Here is an 18,919-nt window from a genome sequence, read left to right as displayed (position 1 = left end):
ACTTCAAAAGCCTAAAAACACCAATGACAAAAATAGTTCTCCTACTTATAATCCTCTTTCTGGCAACAGCCGCTGGTTTCGCCCAGGCACCTGATCGGGCTATTGTCCGCGAAACGCTCATTTTCCCTGCCCAGGAAAAGCACGTACACGGCAGTAGCCTCGTTAGTCTGCCCAATGGCGATTTTCTGGCCGTATGGTTTCAGGGCAGTGGCGAACGCACCGCCGACGATGTGAAGATCATGGGTGCCCGCTTACAAAAAGGGGGAAAAGCGTGGAGCGAACCCTTCCTGATGGCCGATACGCCCAACCTGCCCGATTGCAACCCGGTCGTTTTTCTGAATAGTCAGGGGAAGTTATTTCTGGTATGGATAGCCGTACAGGCCAACCAGTGGGAGTACTCCATTCTTCGCGTCAAAACCTCAACCGATTACGCCAAAAGTGGCCCGCCCATCTGGAATTGGCAGGACAATATCCTACTCAAACCCGGGGATTCATTTGCCAACGAAGTGGCCGCTAAATTTAAGGATTTGCCCCAAAGCAGTGCTGGTTGGGGAGGCTATGCTCCCAAATACGACAACATGATTATTGAGGCCAGCCGGGATGCCGGGAAGCGCTCCATAGGCTGGATGACACGCATCAAACCGTTGCTTCTGGACAAAGGCCGTATTGTGCTCCCCTTGTATTCCGACGGCTTCAATTTCTCGCTTATGGCTATTTCCGACGACGATGGCACTACCTGGCGACCCAGCTTACCCGTTGTAGGAAGAGGGCCCATTCAACCCGCCCTAGCCCGGCGGAACGACGGAACGATTGTCGCCCTCATGCGCGATAGCGGAGACGGCCCCACACGCGTGCATGTCAGCGAATCGGCGGATCGGGGCGAAAGCTGGAAAGCCACGACAAAAACAGACATTCCCAATACCGCGAGTGTTGAACTGCTCGTGCTCAAGGATGGCCGCTGGGCGTTTCTGGGGAACGATATTGACGATGGTCGCTATCGGTTGAGTTTGTTTTTGTCGGACGATGAAGGCAAAACCTGGACATGGAAAACACGCATCGAAGATCACCAGCCGGGGCAGGGCGGCTACTCCTACCCTTCCCTCATTCAAACGCCTGACGGTCTGTTGCACATGACCTACTCGCATCACGATGGAACCAAAAACGGCAAGTCGATTAACTACGTAGTTGTTGATCCTCAACGCATTGACCACTAAAACTCACTCATCTCTTCTTATTCACGATTATGCAAATTCCTTATACACGTTTCTGGTTCAGTTTAGCTGCTTTCTTCTTTTCGGTGGGGCATGAACTGAGGGCGCAGGTACCTTATCAGGACAAACCTTTTCTACAGGATTACAGCGTCAAATATTATGTCAACAAGCCAACCGCCAGTTTATCGGGCGTAGCCTGCGACCGCAATGGCGTCATTCAGGTCTTCTCTTCCGAAGGCTTACTGCACACCGCCGACGGTGACTTTCTGCATCCAGGCACCTTACAGCCTGATCAGAGCTACCGATTCATCAAGGATATGAAGCTTCAGGCCATCGGTTCACAAAACCAGCAACTCGTTTATCTGAGTCAAAAAGCGGTATTGAGTAATGCCTGGGCGGGGAAATTGTTTGCCGAACACCAGCTTCCGAAGGCAACTAGTTTTGTCGGCACTCCCGATCTTACTTTCCTCGTGTCTGACGGAAGTGCGCTGAACGTTGTTCGGGATGGTAAGCTTCTTTGGAAGGGCGCAATCTCCGGCGATGACGTCCTGAGCGTACGTTTCCAACCCGCCACGAACCTATTCTGGATTCTCGGCAAGAAATCGCTCTATACACTTTCCGGCGCAAACTTCAGCTTGACCAAGGTTTTTGAGGGAACTGGTTTTACGGCATTCGCTCTCGCCAATGCCAATAAGAACGTCATCATCGGAACCAACGATGGCTATATCGAACTCGATGCGGCTAGTAAGAAACAGATTGGGGCTATTCACCGGAAACTTCCCTGGACGGAAATCACAGCGGTGGCAGAAGCTGGTGGCAAAATTTGGTTTGGCTCAACCAAGGGAGCCTTTTCGTTGCGGCCCGATGGCAAGTTCGATTATTATTACGGCGAACGCTGGCTACCCGGCAATCAGGTTGTCAGTATCACCGAAGGCCCCAAGAATTCGGTATTAGTCCTGACCACGGCGGGACTGGGCAAAATCTGTTTCAAGGCAATGACCCTCCACGACAAAGCGCTCTTTTACGAAGATCAGGTGCGGAATCGCCACATCCGGAATGGGTTCAATGCCTCGCTGGATCGGATGGAGAAAGGCAATCTGGCCACGGGCTATATGTCTGACTCGGATAATGATGGACTTTGGACATCGATGTATCTGGGCGGAGAAATTTTCCGCTATGCCGTTACGAAAGACAAAGAAGCTCTGCAAAATTGCCGGGAATCGCTCGATGCGATGGAGCGGCTGTACACCATCAACCCCGTTCCCGGTTTCCCCGCCCGATCCTTTGAGCGGGCAGGTTATATCAACCAACTCTCGGACCCTGAGCGTTGGCAGCATTCGCCCCAGCCCGGCTGGGACTGGAAGTCAACAACCAGTAGCGACGAAGTGATTGGCCATATTTTCGCGTTCGGGGCCATGGCCGAATTAGTTGACGACAAAAACCTTCAACGCCGGGCTATTACACTCATCGATACGGTGATGAGCCACATTCTGTCGCACAATCTCTATCTGATCGACTTCGACGGAAAACCGACGATGTGGGGCAAATGGCACCCGGAGTATGTGAATGCCTTTCCGATCAACGTGGGCGACCGTAAGTTGAACTCCTCCAACCTCACGGCCATGCTACAAACGGCCTATCATTTCACTAAAAAAGAAAAGTACAAAAAGAAGGCGCTTGAACTGCTACAGAAAAACGGCTATCTGGAAAACCTGATGCGCCCCATGAGTATAATCGGAAAAGCTCCGGCAGACGCCGATGAGCACAGCAAGCACATGTCGGATGGCTGGAATCACTCCGATGATGAAATGTACTTTGTTGGCTACTGGGGGTTGTATCGCTATGCATTTGACGAGAACTTACGCGCCAAGTACAAACAGGCGATTCTGGATCACTGGCAGGCCGAACGTCCCGAAAAAGAAGGAGCCTGGAACATTTTCTCGGCCCTGACCGGCGCTAAAAATGTCGACATTCCCGAAGCAGCCTGGTACCTACGGGAGCATCCACTCGACCTGATCGACTGGGAGATCATGAACAGCCATCGGAAGGACATTGAGCCCATTGCCCCCAATTTCCGGAATCAAACCACAAAAGAGGTGCTCCCCCCTGATGAGCGACCTATTCAGCGGCACAATGGCAATATGTTTAGCCTGGACCGCACCCGTGGCAATGGTAACTCGGAACATAGCGCGGGCGACATCTGGCTACTGCCCTACTGGATGGGCCGTTATCTGGGTGTAATCAGCGCGCCCGTTGGAAAGTGATTACGCTGTTTATTATCAATGCAATAATGTGGTGTCGGGTTCTTCAACCCGGCACTGTGAGGTTTCTCAAAACCGAACGTTTTCCCCCGTTCTCGCTTGGCTTCGCCAAGCGAGAACGGGGTGATTTTACGATGGCATTACCGCAGTGTCGGGTTCTTCAACCCGGCACCACAAAATATCTGCTGAAATAATCATGACGTTGGCCATTTTTTCAAAACTCACAAAGCGTTCTCTCCGAACCGATACGCCCTTTCAACATCTATTGCGGCACTCATTCATTCTTTCGCTCTTTATTCCAACTGTCGCCCTCGCCCAAATAGCCGCCTACCGCGACCTGCCTTATCAACAGGATTATAGCGTAAAATTCTACACCGCAGATAGCACCATCCAGTTACAAAACGTCTTCTCGGATCGAAACGGCGTGATTCAGGTCGCTTCATCGAAAGGCTTATTGCGACCCAGAGGAGGGCAGTTTCAATATCCCGGAACGCTGGAACCCGACCGTTCCTACAAACCCATTGCCGACCGAAAAATCGTGGGTCTTGGACTACATGACCACCAATTCGTTTACCTTGATGACACCGCCATTGTCAGCAATGCCTGGGCGGGTAAGCTGTTTACCAAACATGGGCTGTCTGGAGCAACACTGTTTTGTTCCGGCTCCGGTTTCACCTTTCTGGTTTCAGATGGCACTCGATTAACGGTTCTTTCCGAATCGGGGGTTGTTTGGAAAGGGGAACTGAGTCAGGATCAGGTGAAATCGGTTCGGTACGATTCGGCAAAAAATTGGTTCTGGGTATTAGGAAGCCACTCACTGAACGTGATTGATCTGGCGAAGAAGCAGTTAACACCCGTTTTTCAGAATCCCAACCTGACTTGTTTTGCCATCGGAACCAACAAAATTTACCTGGGTACCACCAATGGCTATTGGACGCTCGATGCTGCTACGTATAAACCCATCGGTAGTATCCAGCAAAAACTTCCCTGCCCGAATCTAACGGCTATTCAGCTCATTCAGGGTAACCTCTGGTTCGGTTCTGGTCAGGGTGCGTTTATGCTACGGCCCGATGGCAAATTCAATTATTACTACGGTGAGCGCTGGCTACCCGGCAATCAGGTAACGGCTATTTCGGAAGGCGAAGGCAAAACCATTCTGATCCTGACGAACAAGGGCCTGGGCGAAATCCATTTCGAGGCCATAACCTTAAGCGAAAAGGCATTGCGCTACGAAAAACAGGTCCGGCAACGACATATCCGGTACGGGTTTAACTGCGACGTAACCGCCATCAAAAATGGCGATCTGTCGACCGCTCAGATGGGCCAGCGCGACAGCGATAACCTCTGGACATCCATGTACCTGGTTAGTCAGTTGTTCCGCTACAAGGTAACCGGCGACAAAGAAGCCCTTCAAAACTGTCTGGAGTCTTTCGAGGCTATGGAACGGCTGTTCAGCATTACCGGTATGAGTGGCTATTTTGCTCGCGGATTCGAACGGAAAGGGTACCATAAATTTGATCCGAAAGCCTGGGATGGTGGCATGACAAACGGTTGGGTGCATGCCAAAGATCCGGAATGGGACTGGCGCGGAACAACCAGCAGTGATCAAACGGTTGGGCAGGTATTTACGTTGACCCTGATGGCCGAACTCATGGATGGTGACGTAAAAAAGCGGGCTATTACGCTGCTGGATCAACTGATGACCAACATCATCAACAACGACTGGTACCTGATCGACTTCGACGGCAAGCCTACCCTCTGGGGCAAATGGAATCCAACCTATGTGAACGGGTTCCCAACGAATGTCGGAGATCGAAAAATCAACTCATCGAACATCATTGCGTTTTTGCAGGCGGCTTATCACTTCACGGGGAAGCCTGTTTACAAGGAGAAAGCCTATGAGCTCATGCAAAAACATGGTTATCTGGAAAATCTGATGCGCCCCATGAGCGAGATCGGGAAAGCCCCTCCCGGCTCCGACGATTGGGCCAAAATGCTCTCCGAAGGCTGGAACCACTCCGACGATGAAATGTACTTTCTAGCCTATTGGCCCCTATATCGGTATGCCTTCACACCCGAACTGAAAGCCAACTACCGCGAGGCTATCAAAGATCACTGGCAAGCCGAACGTCCCGAAAAAGACGGTCTCTGGAACCTCTGCTATGCCATGACCGGTGCCAAAACCTTCGATTTACCCGAAACGGTCTGGTATCTACAGGAATTTCCGCTGGATATGATCGAGTGGCCCGTGATGAATAGTCACCGAAAAGACATTGAACTCGTTCCCGAAAATTTCAGGGGCCAAACAACTAAAGAAGTTTTACCACCCGACGAACGCCCGGAACTCAAGCATAATCGCAACCTCTTCAAACTCGACCGACCCGGCAAAGTGGTGAGCGAATTGAGCGCGGGTGATTCCTTTCTGTTGCCTTATTGGATGGGTCGGTATCTGGGTGCCATCAGCGGACCGGTTGGGAAATAACCAAAGATGAATCATCAAAAAGAGAATTGACTACCTTGCAACTTTACTTCTCTTTTGTTGACATGGACGATCGTAAGTACCCCATTGGACCCTTTGTAACCCAGGATACGTACTCCGCAGATGAGCTGGCGCATCTTATTAGTATCATCGAAAATAGCCCCGCCCAGTATCGGCAACTGGTCGAAAATCTGTCGCCTACCGATCTGGCGAAAACATACCGGGAAGGCAGCTGGACTGTGCATCAACTGGTTCATCATGTGGCCGACATTCAGTTTGTGCATTTTTTTCGAATGAAGAAAGCGTTGACGGAGCCTGACTACAAGGTGCTTACGCTCATCGACATGAACGCCTGGGTACATACGCCCGACGCCACCGAAGCCCCCATTACAGACTCTCTTGTTCTTCTCGATGGCGTTACCCGGCGCTATGTTTATTTAGCCAACTCCCTGACATCAGACCAGTTAGCCATTGCATATTATCATCCCGTTCGGCAAATCCAGATCAATCAGGCTCAGGCCCTGGCCATGACCGCCTGGCACGTTCAGCACCATCTGGCGCATATCAAACTGGCATTAAGCTAATGTACTGTGATGTCAGATGCTCACATCTGACACTTGAGGTTTCTCAAAACCTATAGACACGAGGTTTTGAGAAACCTACTAATGTCGGGTTTAAGAACCCGACATCACGGTAATCACAGTATTGCCCGGCATTCTACAACGTCAAGCTCCAGCCCTCCCGGTAATCCCGTTTTACAAACTGATTGGCGGGTTCGTAATTCGTGATCTTCATGTTGGGCGCATCGTAATACAACTTCTTGCGACCGTTGTAGCGATCGGCCGATCGTTTTGCTGATGGATTATCGCGGAGCATCCAGCTTCGTAAGGCCAGGTTTCCAATCAGGATGCTTTCGGCGAATGGCGCAGCATATTCAAACGGCGAACTCGTCACGCCCTTTCCATAACCCGCAATACACGCATCGACCCATTGGAGGTAATGGTCTTCGTTCGGTACGCGGGCAATCGTTTCGGGAATGTTGAGCGACTCGTTGGCTTTCAGCGGCAACAAACGCGGCTTAGCTCCGTAGCAATCAGCCATCAGCTTTCCTTTTGAGCCAATGAACAACACCCCACCGTCGGAGTTGCCGAAACTTTCACCGGGCAGCAGTTCTTCGGGCAATTCGGGTAAAATGCCGCCGTCGTACCAGCTCACCTTGATGTTCCCTTTGCCATCTTTGCGGGGATAATCGAGGTGAATGGAGGATGAGAAGGGCGTCCAGTCGGGGTTGTCATCCTGTGGACGAAGCGTAAACGCCCAGGTTCCGGCCACACTACATTCAACTGACGTTGGGTAGTCGATGGGTAAGATACGGAACACGGGGTCCATGATGTGGCAGGCCATATCGCCAAGCGCACCCGTTCCGTAGGGCCACCAGCCACGCCAGTTCCAGGGCAAATAGGCTTCATTATAGGGTACTTTTTTAGCGGGCCCCAACCACAAATCGAAATCAAGTTCTTTTGGAATATCATAAGATTTGTCGGTCGGAACAGCTTGCGGCCAAACCGGGCGATTGGTCCAGGTCAATACTTTGTGAACCTCGCCAATGATCCCCGAATCGTAGATCTCTTTCATCCGGCGAACCCCATTCCCCGAACCACCCTGGTTACCCATTTGGGTTACTACTTTGTATTTTTTGGCGGCCTGCCCCAAAATCCGCGATTCGTAGATGTCGTGCGTGAGGGGTTTTTGGGTGTACACGTGCTTGCCCAACTGCATGGCTGCCAGCGTGGCTACAGCGTGGGTGTTGTCCGGTGTTGAAATGGAGCACGCATCAATGTTCTTATTTTCTTTGGAAAGCATTTCCCGAAAGTCCTTGTAGTAGGTTGCCTTCGGAAAGCGGCTCCGCGAATCGACGGCCTGCCGGTCGTCCACATCGCAGAGGGCAACAATGTTGACGTTGGGGCTTTGTGAAAACGCGGCCAGATCACTTTTGCCTTTACCGCCTGCCCCAATCCCGGCAATGTTCAATTTATCGCTCGGTGCTACAAACCCTTTCCCAAGTACGTGCCGGGGAACAATAAAAAATGACGTAGCCGCCAGCGATGAGGTTTTCAAAAAGTCGCGACGACTCTCTGCATTCGATGTAGTTTTCTTTTCTTCCATAGAAATATTCGGTTTTTAGCGTTTAGGAATTAGCCAAATGGGATTTCGATCCCATTGACATACAGTATACTACTGATTTATAGCGCAATCGTACCTTTCGTTTTGCTTTTTTTGCTTTTCGTGGCGTCGGGTTATTAAACCTGACATCAGTAGATTTCCCCGTTCTCTCTTGGCTCCGCCGAGGGAGGACTATTTTTATAACGGCCTCTGGCCGGTAAAATAGGGTATAAACGGGCCAGAGGCCCTTAAAGCAATACCTCTCACTCGGCGGAGCCAAGCGAGAACAAAGTCAGGTTCGTTTTCGTGATATCGGGTTCTTAAACCCGACATTAATAGGTTTCTCAAAACCTATAGACACAAGATTTTGAGAAATCTCAAGTATCAGATGTGAGCATCTGCCACCACAAACCGTCAATCCGCCGGCCAATATTCCACCATTTTTTTACGAAGAAATGCTACACTGCGTTCCAGTTGCGCCATCCCATCGACCCCATCTTCAATACTGATCCACCCATTGAACCCTACTCGTTTCAGTTCGGTGAATATGGCGTCGTAATCGTTTAGTCCCTTGCCAATCTCGCCATGGCTGAGTCGTTTGGCATAGCCAGCCGCTCCTCCTTCTTCGCGACGCAAATCCTCAATCGTACCTTCGAGCAAATACCGATCACTGGCGTGCATGGTCACTACGCGGTGCGATACCCGGTAGAGTAGTTCCAGCGGATCTTCCCCAGCGAGGTAGGTATTGCTGGGATCGTAATTAACCCCAAAATTAGGATGGTTGATCCGGTCGACGAGCTTACAGAACACATCCATCTTCTGGGCGAATTCGGGGTATATCCAGAAATCATCCTTGTAATGATTTTCGATAATGAGCGTAATGCCACGCGCCTGCGCGTAAGGCAAACAGGCTTCGATGCATTCGGCCGCCAGGGCTACTCCTTCGTCAATAGACAACTCCGGTCGACGCTGGCCGGACAGCACCCGACAGTATGAACCACCCAGTATATACGTCATATCAATCCATCGCTTCTGCTTAGCAATCTCAGTAGCGCGAAATGCCGCGTCGGGGTGCGTAAAATCCGGGGAGCAGCACATCATCGGAATCACCTTTCCGTGCGCTTCCACCTGCTGGCGAAACAAAGGCCAGTTGGCTTCGTTTTCCATTTCCAGGAATCCGGCATACCACTCCAGCCCATCAATATCGAGTTTGGCCGCCAGCTCAATCCAGTCCGAAACCTGCATGGTTCCGTCTTTGCAGAGCTGCTGCATAAAAGCCTTGGGGAAAGCCGCTAGTTGAGGCATAGTTGTAAATGATTAATTCTTCGGTAGATTACGGCCAATAAAGGGGTACTGTTCCAGGTCAAGGATTTGGCCGCTGACAGGGCCGCTTTCATCCGCCAGCCAGTAGACGGCTGCGGCTGCAATTTCGTCGGGTTGCAACATACGGCCCGAGGGCGCAACGTCCGGCGGAAGTTGTTCGTACCAATCGTCGGCAAGGCCCTGCTCGTGTTTGCGCTGGATTTCCCGCTCCGTCAGCACCCAGCCCGGATTCAGTTGATTGACCCGTACGCCCACCTCCCGATGAAGGGTATCGCCCAGGTTGCGAGTTAACGTCACCATGGCCCCTTTCGAGACACTATACGCCATGAGGTTCGGCTCACCACACCAGGCATTGAGCGATCCAATATTCAGTACACAGCCCCGTTGTTTTTGTAAGTGGGGCAAGGCCACTTTGATCAGCGCGAAAGGTGCTAATGTATTCACTTCCAGAACCGTACGAAACAGCGCCAGATCTGTTGTCTGGGTGTTTGACGAAACAACCATAGCCGCATTATTGACCACCGCATCCAGTCGACCAAAAGTTCTCAGGGCGAGATCGACCAAGTGCTGCGGGGCACGTTCGGCGGTAATTTCTTCGATGTGCAAGACGGCCTTATCGCTTCCCAGCGAGGCCACGATTGCTTCGCCCAGTTCCTGTTCCAGTCCGTGAATAACCACCCGCGCGCCTTCGGCAACGCACCGACTCGCAATGGCCTTCCCAATACCGGTACAACTGCCGGTAACGATAATGACTTTGTTCAGCAGTCGCATTGGTTATACAGGTTTGAGTACACTTTTCACGACATCGCCCCGGTGCATTTTTTCAAAAGCTTCGTGCCAGTCGGTAACTGGCCATACACCCCCAATAATAGGTTTTACGTCCAGCTGCCCACTGGCGAGTAAGGCAATTACGCGCTCCCAGATGGGCCAGTTATGGCTAAAACTCCCCTGAAGAGTCACGTTTTTCTGGACCAATGGATCGAGCGAAAAGCCCAGCGGCTGTGGTCCCCAGCCCACTTTGGTAATATGCCCGTTGGGACGCACCCATTGCATGGCCAGCTTCAGGGTAATGCTGGTACCAGCCGCGTCGATGATGCAGTCGGCACCGAGACCATCCGCTTTTCGGGCCCATTCGGTGGCATCACCAATGATGGGTTCGCAGCCGTAGTGTTTCCCGATTTCCAGCCGATGCCGATCGGATTCTAGGCCAACCAGCGCCACTTCGGCCCCGCAGAGCCGCGCCATGGCGGCACATAAAATACCGATGGTGCCCGGCCCCAGCACAATGACCCGATCACCCGGTTTGATCCGGCTATTTTCTACAACAGCATTGAAAGCCACACAGCAGGGTTCGGTCAGGCAAGCCTGTTCAAACGCCAGTTGATCGGGTACGAGGTGCAAACAGCGGGAGGGCACGCGCACAAAACGCGTCATGGCCCCATTGACACCATACCCAAACCCTTTGCGCGTGGGATCGAGGTTATACAATCCGCGACGGGTCATCGGGTTGTTGGCATCGATAACAGCCGCCGTTTCGCTAACGACCCGATCCCCCTCACGCCAGCCCGTAACCCGGCTTCCAAGCTCAATAATATGTCCACCAAATTCATGGCCCAGCACCACCGGGTAGTTTACCGGCCAGCTATGATCGGACGTCCACTGATGAAGGTCGCTTCCGCAAACACCGACATTAGCAACCTCCAGCAACACATCATCCTCACCAATTGTAGGCCGATCCAGTTCACGAATCTCGACGGAGCCTTTCTCCGGCGCATAATTAACAACGGCAGCAGATTTCATAAGGTAAATGAGATTAGTAAACACAGAGGAACAGAGGCAACAACAGAGAACACGGAGCTATACGTAACTATTTTTATACTGTTAACTCTGTTTATCCTCTGTTTCTCTGTGTTAAAAATTAGTTCGCCACTGGCACATCGCCATAGGCGTGAATTTTTTCGCAGATCAGCCGGAGCGACGCTTCTAAATCGCCATCAGCCGTTTTGAACGCATCGGCATCAATAGTCAGCGGAGCACCGAGTACTACTAGGGGAGCCCCATATTCCGGGCACCGAATGGCCTGCTCCAAACTTAGTCCGCCCACGGCCTGCACCGGTACCCGAACCGCCTGAACAACCTCGCGAAGCTGATCCAGCGGGCTTGGCATCCGATGCCCCTGGGCCGCAATTCCCCGCCGTTCGTCGTAGCCAATGTGGTGAATCACGTAATCGCAACCCAGGTCTTCGAGCCATTTAGCCCCCTCAACCATATCCGGGCACACCATGTTATCCCCCATAACCTTGGCACCAAAATCACGGCCTGCCTTCACCACACACTTGATCGTTTCGGCATGAGCACGTGCCATGACCACTACATGCGTGGCACCCGCTTTGGCCATCATTTCGGCTTCCAGATAGCCGCCATCCATCGTTTTCAGGTCGGCTACAATAGGGACTCCCGGAAAGGCTTCGCGGAGTTTTCGCACGCCGTGCAGCCCTTCGGCCAGAATCAACGGTGTTCCAGCTTCCAGCCAGTCGACACCCGCCCGCATGGCTAAAGCAGCCGTTTCCAGTGCTTCGTCAATATTGGTCAGGTCCAGAGAAATTTGAACAATGGGTTTCATGTAAAAAAGAGCGAAAGAGTGAATGAGCGAAAGAATGGCAGGCCGTAGCGGTGATCCAGGCTGCTGCACATTACTTTCTCAAATCAGCCAGAAGCAATAACGCTTCTGAGTATAGTACTACAGTATGATTTAATCAGACTATTGGTCTACCGAAATAATTACCGCTCTCAATAGCCTGAACGGACCCATGCACAGTAATAGAATAGTCTGTAATTGTTTCGAATCATCAGGACCAACTAGCCACTGGCTGGCTGGTCCTTTGGCTTACCTTCTCTTTACTCAATTCGTGTAATCGCCCTTGTCAAATGACTGGTTCAACCCACCCGAGTTTGCTTCAAAAGCTACAACAAGGCTATAACGTCTACGGCTCCTGCATTACCTCAACGGCACCCATGTGGCCCAAGGTTATTCAACAGACAGGGGTTGATTTCGTTTTCATCGATACAGAACACATTCCCATGGATCGGGCCGAGCTGGCGCGACTCTGTCAGCAGTTCCGGGCCTATGGCATTACACCCATTGTCCGGATTCCAAGCCCCGATCCCTTCCGGGCCTGTCAGGTTATCGACGGGGGAGCTATAGGTGTGGTAGCCCCTTACCTCGAATCGGTTGCCCAGATTCAGGAACTGGTTGGTGCTACTAAATTTCGCCCTCTCAAAGGCGAACGCCTGACGGCTTATCTGGCAGGGCAGGAAGAACTTTCGGCAGAGATGAAAGCCTACATTGCTGCCTATAATGCCAATACCATTTGCATTGCCAACATCGAAAGTGTGCCCGCGCTAAACCGGCTCGACGAACTCCTGTCTGTACCGGGACTTGATGCCGTGTTCATTGGTCCGCATGATCTGTCGGTCAGCCTGGGCCTGCCGGAGCAATATGACCATCCTGATTTTGAAGCCGCTGTCCAGTCGATTATTCATCAAACCCGCGCCAAAGGACTCTCCATCGGGATTCACTTTTCGCTGGAGCCGGAACGACAGATCCGATGGATGAAAGAAGGCGTCAACATGGTGGTTCATAGTTTCGATGTGGCACTGTTCAGTCAGCGTTTACGGCACGACCTGAGCATTATCAAAGCAGCCGTTGGCGACGATCAGTCTACCGATACGTATTCTCTGCCTGTAATCTGATGGAGACGATGGCCGTTCCCCGTACGCAACAGAGCTCGACCTGGCACTGGCGGAGTGTGCTATTGGGCGGCTTGGCGCTTTCCATTGGCTGGGGTGTCCGGGGTAATTTCGGGCATGAATACGGGGCGGCCTTTGCCGGATGTCTGGGTGCTCTAGGTATTGCCTTGGTATCAGATCGTTCGGACTGGCGGCAACGGGTTCTTTACTTCGCTTTTTTCGGGGCCATCGGCTGGGGATTTGGTGCGTCGGTTTCCTATATGCAGGTCATTGCCTACACCATGAGCGGTCATAGTGCTACCCAGCTCTATGGGTATGCAGCCCTATTTTACATTGGGTTTCTATGGGCTGGCCTTGGCGGGGCGGGTACCGCGCTGGCGGCTGTAGCCGAACGGGAACGGCTGATTCAGTTGTTTAAGCCTGTTCTGTTCGTCTTTGGCATCTGGTTTCTTCAGGATCTGGTTGAAGACCCCATTGCCCACGCCCTGCAATCGGGCATCAGGATTGACCATACGGCCTCACGCCATAAAAGCCCCCTCTACTGGTTCGATGCCGATTATCTGGCCGCGTCAACGGCATTGCTGGCGATGGCCCTGTACGACCTGCTCAACCAGAAGAGCCGCAGAGTCCTCTGGCTCCCTGTTTTTGGCATAGCGGGGGCATTGCTGGGTTGGGGGATTCAGGCGCTTCTCCAGGCTCTGGGACTTGACCAATCCTTGGCGTCGCTACTGACCTATCCGCTGGGCGATCCCACCTACGTTGACCCAGAAACGGGCAAGCTGGCTTTTGAGGCTCGTAATTTTCTGAATAACTGGCCGCAGTGGTTCGGCGATTATCCGGCGCACATTGGATGGGTAGTTGGTTTACTGCTGGGGTTGATTGCGTATTTCATTCGCTTCGGGAAGTTCCGGCATGGCGCGTCGCTGATCGTGTACATGGCGTCGGGTTGGCTTCTTGCGTTTCTGGCCTTCCCGGTGCTTGGCAGCCTGTTTTTTGCCGACTCCGGCGGCCTCCGCATGACTCCGCCCCGTAGTGATGACTGGGCGGGCATCACCGGTGTTTTTATCGGGATGATCAGCTGGATGCGCCGGCATCGATTACGTCCGGTAGCGGTTGCGTCGGTCATCAGCGGCACCATTGGCGGGCTTGGCTTTTCGGGGATTCAATGGCTAAAACACCTGCTGATGGCACCCGGAAATCCCCGTCTACTGGCGGGTAGAGGCCTATCGCCAGACAGCGCAGCCTATAAAACCACTGTAGCTAACTGGGCCGATTGGCAGCATCAGAACTGGCATAGCTTCCTGGAACAGAGTTACGGTTTCGTTAATGGACTAGCCATTGTAGCGGCTCTGGGCTTTCTGGCAACCCGAATTCCCCTGCATAACGACCGTCACGACGCAGAACCAACTCGCGGCAAATGGACGCTGGGCGTCGCCACGGTTTTTGTGTTACTGGCTATCCCCTATGTCAATCTGGTTAAAAATGTGGAGGAATGGGGTAAGCAGCTAAATCCTGACGTTTGGACGCGAACCATTACGCTGGCAGATGGTACAGAGGAAACGGCACCCGCTTTATGGGATGTGCCCTACCTGGGTCGTTTGCCGGGTGTCGATTCCCTGTGCATGACGCCTGGCGGGTGGTTCAACCTAACCTGGCTTATCCTCTTAGGTCTGTTCATCGTTCTGATACGCAGACATTTTCGCGAACCGCTCGCGCTTGTGCCCGATTCGTGGCTAGGCAAAGGGCAGTTGATTTTCCTGATCCTTCTCTGGCTGATGATTGTCGGGAATTTTGAGCGAGCCCTGGTAAACTGGCATCCTGACCGTATCCTGACCGAATGGGGCGTTACGATCAACGCCATACTGGCCACACTGCTTGTGCTGACGATACCGACCAAAAACCGGCCAGTCGTTATTCAGGAACCTGTTTCCTATGCGCCACTGTATAAACAGGTCTGGCTGAGGGCAACATCGGCACTGGTGGTGTCTGCTTTATTCTTTTGGCTCACCAACCGGCTTATTTATCAGTATCCGTCCCATGAAAAACTGGACAATTCACTTCATACCCGATTTGGACCGGAAGCCGACTGGCGGGCTCGACCGAATCTAAAAAACGCTCAACACAAATGAACAAACGCCAATGGGCACAACTCTGGGTTGCAGGATTTCTACTGGGAGGGCTAGCAATTCCTAATTCCGTAATGGGCCAGTCGGCCAGAAAAATGGCATCGTTTACGGATTCGATCAGCATGTACCGCACTGCCTTATCAACGCACAATCAACCCGGAGTGTCTGCACACCGGGGCAACTCCCAGCGAGCGCCCGAAAATACTCTGGCTACTTTTCAGGAAGCCCTGACCATGCAGGTTGACTATATTGAAATCGACGTTCGGACCACAGCCGATAACCAGTTGGTTATTCTGCACGATGCTACCTTGAACCGCACCACCACGGGTACGGGGCCGGTAAACGCGCAGACGCTGGCTACACTCAGGACCCTATCTGCGGGCAAAGGCTTTGGCGATCGCTTCCAGACTGAACGAATCCCTACGCTGGACGAGGTTTGTAAACTGGTGGCTAACTGGAATGCGAAGCACCCAAAACCGACAAATTTGTACGTTGATTGCAAAAATGTAGCTCCCGAGCCTTTAGTTAGCCAACTACAGGCGTATGGATTGCTTAAAAATGCCGTTTTTTACGGATCGGACGAAACCTTGCTGGCCTTGAAACAGGCAGCCCCAACGGCCCGACTAATGCCATCGCTCAGAAAAGCGGAGGATATGGCCGACAAGATTGCTAAACTAAATCCATATGCCTTTGACCTAAACTGGCTGGTGGTCAGCGAGTCCCTGATCCAGCAGATCCATCAGCATGGGATTAAAGCCTTTTCTGACTTACTGGACTCCGCAGACTCGGCAGAACAGTATCGGAAAGCGGCCCAGTTGAAGCTGGATGTTATCCAAACCGATTATGTACTAAACGTTTATAAAACCTTAACCCACTCTATGAACTAATGCCCAATAGGTTCTAACTGTATGAAACTACTTTTCTTTTCTCTTTTCGTCGCCTTAACGCTCTCATCTGCCAGCGCGCAGACGCATAAACAATACCCGGCCTCCATTTACCCCGACCGCATTATACTGGGTTGGCATGGAGACCCGGCTACATCGCAGTCCGTCAACTGGCGTACCGACACCACCGTTACGAATGCGGTTGGCGCCATTGCAGAAGCCGACCCATCTCCCGACTTTGTCAAAAGCGCCACCCTCGTTCCAGCCACGAGCGAACCTGCGTTGATCGAAGGCAAACGGGTGCGCTACCATTCTGTTCAGTTCACCAACCTGAAACCCGGTACCCAGTACAGTTACCGGGTTGGCAATGGCACGTACTGGAGCGAGTGGTTCCAGTTCAAAACGGCCCAAAATAAACCCGCTCCCTTTTCCTTTCTGTACTTCGGAGATGCACAGAACGACATCCGCTCGCTCTGGTCGCGGGCTATTCGCGGGGCATACTCAACCCTGCCCACGGTAAGCCTGATGGTCCATGCGGGCGATCTAATCACCACCTCCAACGCCGACTGGCAATGGGGTGAGTGGTTCGAAGCGGGTGGCTGGATCAATGGGATGGTACCTACCCTGGCGACACCGGGCAACCACGAGTACTTTAAAGATGAGCAAGGCACCAGTCGCGTATCCATGCACTGGCGACCATCTTTTGTATTGCCCGAAAACGGACCAAAAGGACTTGAGGAAACAACTTATTACTTCGATTATCAGGGAACACGGTTTATTTCCCTAAATTCACAGGCTGCCCTGCTCGATTTAACCGTTATGGACTCCCAGGCCGATTGGCTGGTGAAGGTATTGAGCAAGAACCCAAACCGCTGGACCGTGGTCGTTCACCATCATCCTATTTACTCCACCAAGAACGGCCGCGACAACGATGAGTGGCGGTCAAAAATGGAGCCCCTGTATCGAAAATACAAAGTCGATCTGGTGTTGCAGGGGCACGACCACACCTATGGACGTGGGCTGAATATGCCGCTGGGCAAGAGTCGGAAATTTCCCGACGGCCCCATTTATGTCGTGTCGGTGAGTGGCCCAAAAATGTACGATATTGGTTTGCAGGACTGGATGAATCGGGCAGGATCGAACACGCAACTGTACCAAACCGTGTCGATTGATGGGGATAGCCTATTGTACCAGTCGTTTACGGTAACGGGTCAGAAATACGATTCATTCGTTTTGACAAAAAATCGTAAAGGAAAAAATACCCTACTCGACAAAGCACCGGCGCTCCTGCCTGAGCGACTGGATTTGCCAGCCGAGTATCAGAAAAAATTCAAGCCTGAAGAGCTCCAGGAATACCGGAACCGTTTTCAGGAGTATAAAGCCCGGAAGCAACAGAAGCTTTAGCGGTTGTTGATGGATTCTATTGATTCTAAATTTATACCAAAAACCTATGTCTCTACTGTCTACTTCGCCTGTTGAACCTGCTGTACTTCAGCCCGCCCCTGTTAAGCGGCTACTCTCGCTCGATACATTGCGGGGGTTTGATATGTTCTGGATTATGGGGGGTGAAGAAATCTTTCAGGTGCTGGCCAAAACGACGGGCTGGGCCTGGGCTATTCTCATCGCCGATCAGTTCACCCATCCCAGTTGGAATGGTTTCCGGGCCTACGACCTGATTTTCCCCTTGTTTGTGTTTATGGCGGGCGTATCGACCCCGTTTTCGATAGGGTCGCGGTTAGAGAAGGGAGATGAGAAGGCGCAGATTGCCCGAAAGATTATAACGCGTGGGCTCATTCTGGTTTTATTAGGCATTATTTACAACAATGGTCTGTTTGTCAAAGCGTTTGAGGATACCCGTTTCCCAAGCGTTCTGGGCCGTATCGGATTAGCGGGCATGTTCGCCCAGTTGATCTTTCTGTATGCCAAACCCCGCACGCAGTACATCTGGTTTTTCGGTATTTTGCTGGGATACTGGGCTGCTATGATGCTGATACCCGTACCGGGTTGTGGAGCCGGTATCCTAACCATGGAATGCAATCTGGCCAGCTATATTGACCGGATGGTGGTTCCGGGTCACTTATACAAAACGATCCATGACCCAGAGGGCTTGTTTTCAACCATTCCGGCCATTGGGAACGCGCTGCTTGGTATTTTTGCTGGTTCGTCCTTGAAGACACATGGTAAAACCGGCAATCAGAAAGCGGTTCAATTAGTGGGCGTAGGTCTGCTGTTTATCCTACTTGGCTGGCTTTGGGACTTTGTCTTCCCAATCAACAAAAACCTGTGGACCAGTTCATTCATGCTGGTTACGGGTGGCCTGAGTCTGAGCTTACTGGGTCTGTTTTACTGGGTTATCGACGTCAAAGGCATCAAGGGCTGGACGTTTTTCTTCACCATCATTGGTATGAATTCCATCCTCATTTACCTGGCGGGCGAGTTCATCGAATTTGAATATGCAACTCACTTTTTCTTTGGTGGCCTGATCAAGCTGATCTCATCAGGCTGGGTTGCCGCCGTGCTGGGCGTGCTGGGCTACATTGCCGTAAAGTGGGTGTTCCTGTATTTTCTCTACAAGAAAAAGACATTTTTGCGGGTTTAAACAAGGTATCGAGGTAAGTAATCATGCAAACTAAAAATAGATTTTAACCACAGAGGCACAGAGAACACAGAGTTTTATTTATTGATTTTTGAGAATTTAAACTCTGTGTTCTCTGTGCCTCTG

General features: G+C 51.9%; 15 protein-coding genes. 10 read left to right on the top strand and 5 right to left on the bottom strand.

Translation table 11 applies throughout. The annotated features are described in order from the left end of the window. The first annotated feature begins 23 nt into the window (after positions 1 to 23). The 5 genes from EXU85_RS08310 (at position 24) to EXU85_RS08295 (ending at position 6,535) form a co-directional block, all read left to right on the top strand. On the top strand, positions 24 to 1,214 hold the full coding sequence (locus EXU85_RS08310; RefSeq protein WP_142771639.1) for an exo-alpha-sialidase: 1,191 nt from the start codon (positions 24 to 26) through the stop codon (positions 1,212 to 1,214). A 29-nt stretch (positions 1,215 to 1,243) separates the two neighbouring features. After that, the gene (locus tag EXU85_RS08305) at positions 1,244 to 3,475 is read left to right on the top strand and encodes a hypothetical protein (RefSeq protein ID WP_246859462.1); all 2,232 of its coding nucleotides are present in this window, start codon (positions 1,244 to 1,246) and stop codon (positions 3,473 to 3,475) included. Between the two features lie 56 nt (positions 3,476 to 3,531). Continuing rightward, positions 3,532 to 3,666, top strand: coding sequence for a hypothetical protein (locus tag EXU85_RS35960; protein ID WP_256366033.1), 135 nt, complete (start codon positions 3,532 to 3,534; stop codon positions 3,664 to 3,666). 2 nt (positions 3,667 to 3,668) lie between these two features. After that, positions 3,669 to 5,954, top strand: coding sequence for a hypothetical protein (locus EXU85_RS08300; RefSeq protein WP_246859461.1), 2,286 nt, complete (start codon positions 3,669 to 3,671; stop codon positions 5,952 to 5,954). Between the two features lie 62 nt (positions 5,955 to 6,016). Continuing rightward, positions 6,017 to 6,535, top strand: coding sequence for a YfiT family bacillithiol transferase (locus tag EXU85_RS08295; protein ID WP_142771638.1), 519 nt, complete (start codon positions 6,017 to 6,019; stop codon positions 6,533 to 6,535). Positions 6,536 to 6,668: 133 nt separating this feature from the next. Here the strand turns inward: EXU85_RS08295 and EXU85_RS08290 are convergent, their stop codons facing one another. The 5 genes from EXU85_RS08290 to EXU85_RS08270 all read right to left on the bottom strand — a co-directional run bounded on the left by EXU85_RS08290 (position 6,669) and on the right by EXU85_RS08270 (position 12,060). Next, on the bottom strand, positions 6,669 to 8,117 hold the full coding sequence (locus EXU85_RS08290) for a Gfo/Idh/MocA family protein (protein WP_142771637.1): 1,449 nt from the start codon (positions 8,115 to 8,117) through the stop codon (positions 6,669 to 6,671). A 411-nt stretch (positions 8,118 to 8,528) separates the two neighbouring features. Further along, positions 8,529 to 9,419: a sugar phosphate isomerase/epimerase gene (locus EXU85_RS08285; RefSeq protein WP_142771636.1), complete on the bottom strand. Its 891-nt coding sequence runs from the start codon at positions 9,417 to 9,419 to the stop codon at positions 8,529 to 8,531. Positions 9,420 to 9,431: 12 nt separating this feature from the next. Next, entirely contained in the window at positions 9,432 to 10,208 is a 777-nt protein-coding gene (locus EXU85_RS08280; protein WP_142771635.1) for an SDR family NAD(P)-dependent oxidoreductase, read from the bottom strand. Positions 10,209 to 10,211: 3 nt separating this feature from the next. Further along, positions 10,212 to 11,237: a zinc-binding dehydrogenase gene (locus EXU85_RS08275; protein ID WP_142771634.1), complete on the bottom strand. Its 1,026-nt coding sequence runs from the start codon at positions 11,235 to 11,237 to the stop codon at positions 10,212 to 10,214. Positions 11,238 to 11,355: 118 nt separating this feature from the next. Then, positions 11,356 to 12,060: an orotidine 5'-phosphate decarboxylase / HUMPS family protein gene (locus EXU85_RS08270; protein ID WP_142771633.1), complete on the bottom strand. Its 705-nt coding sequence runs from the start codon at positions 12,058 to 12,060 to the stop codon at positions 11,356 to 11,358. Positions 12,061 to 12,365: 305 nt separating this feature from the next. Between EXU85_RS08270 and EXU85_RS08265 the strand changes: the two genes are divergently transcribed. From EXU85_RS08265 to EXU85_RS08245, 5 genes are read left to right on the top strand one after another with little or no spacing between them, the layout of a single operon-like run. After that, positions 12,366 to 13,190 carry an HpcH/HpaI aldolase/citrate lyase family protein gene (locus tag EXU85_RS08265; RefSeq protein WP_142771632.1) on the top strand — a complete coding sequence of 275 codons (825 nt, stop codon included), beginning with the start codon at positions 12,366 to 12,368 and terminating at the stop codon, positions 13,188 to 13,190. 8 nt (positions 13,191 to 13,198) lie between these two features. After that, on the top strand, positions 13,199 to 15,316 hold the full coding sequence (locus EXU85_RS08260; protein ID WP_142771631.1) for a hypothetical protein: 2,118 nt from the start codon (positions 13,199 to 13,201) through the stop codon (positions 15,314 to 15,316). Continuing rightward, positions 15,313 to 16,200, top strand: a complete 888-nt coding sequence (locus EXU85_RS08255; RefSeq protein WP_246859460.1) for a glycerophosphodiester phosphodiesterase family protein — start codon at positions 15,313 to 15,315, stop codon at positions 16,198 to 16,200. The genes EXU85_RS08260 and EXU85_RS08255 overlap by 4 nt, the downstream gene beginning before the upstream one ends. A 21-nt stretch (positions 16,201 to 16,221) precedes the next feature. Further along, positions 16,222 to 17,601, top strand: a complete 1,380-nt coding sequence (locus EXU85_RS08250; protein WP_142771630.1) for a metallophosphoesterase family protein — start codon at positions 16,222 to 16,224, stop codon at positions 17,599 to 17,601. Between the two features lie 46 nt (positions 17,602 to 17,647). After that, positions 17,648 to 18,796 (top strand): acyltransferase family protein, encoded by a 1,149-nt coding sequence (locus EXU85_RS08245; protein ID WP_142771629.1) that lies wholly within the window; start codon positions 17,648 to 17,650, stop codon positions 18,794 to 18,796. The last annotated feature ends 123 nt before the right edge of the window (positions 18,797 to 18,919 follow it).

Origin of the sequence: Spirosoma sp. KCTC 42546, assembly GCF_006965485.1 — a bacterium.
GTDB lineage: Bacteria > Bacteroidota > Bacteroidia > Cytophagales > Spirosomataceae > Spirosoma.
This window is presented reverse-complemented; position numbering and strand designations above follow the sequence as displayed.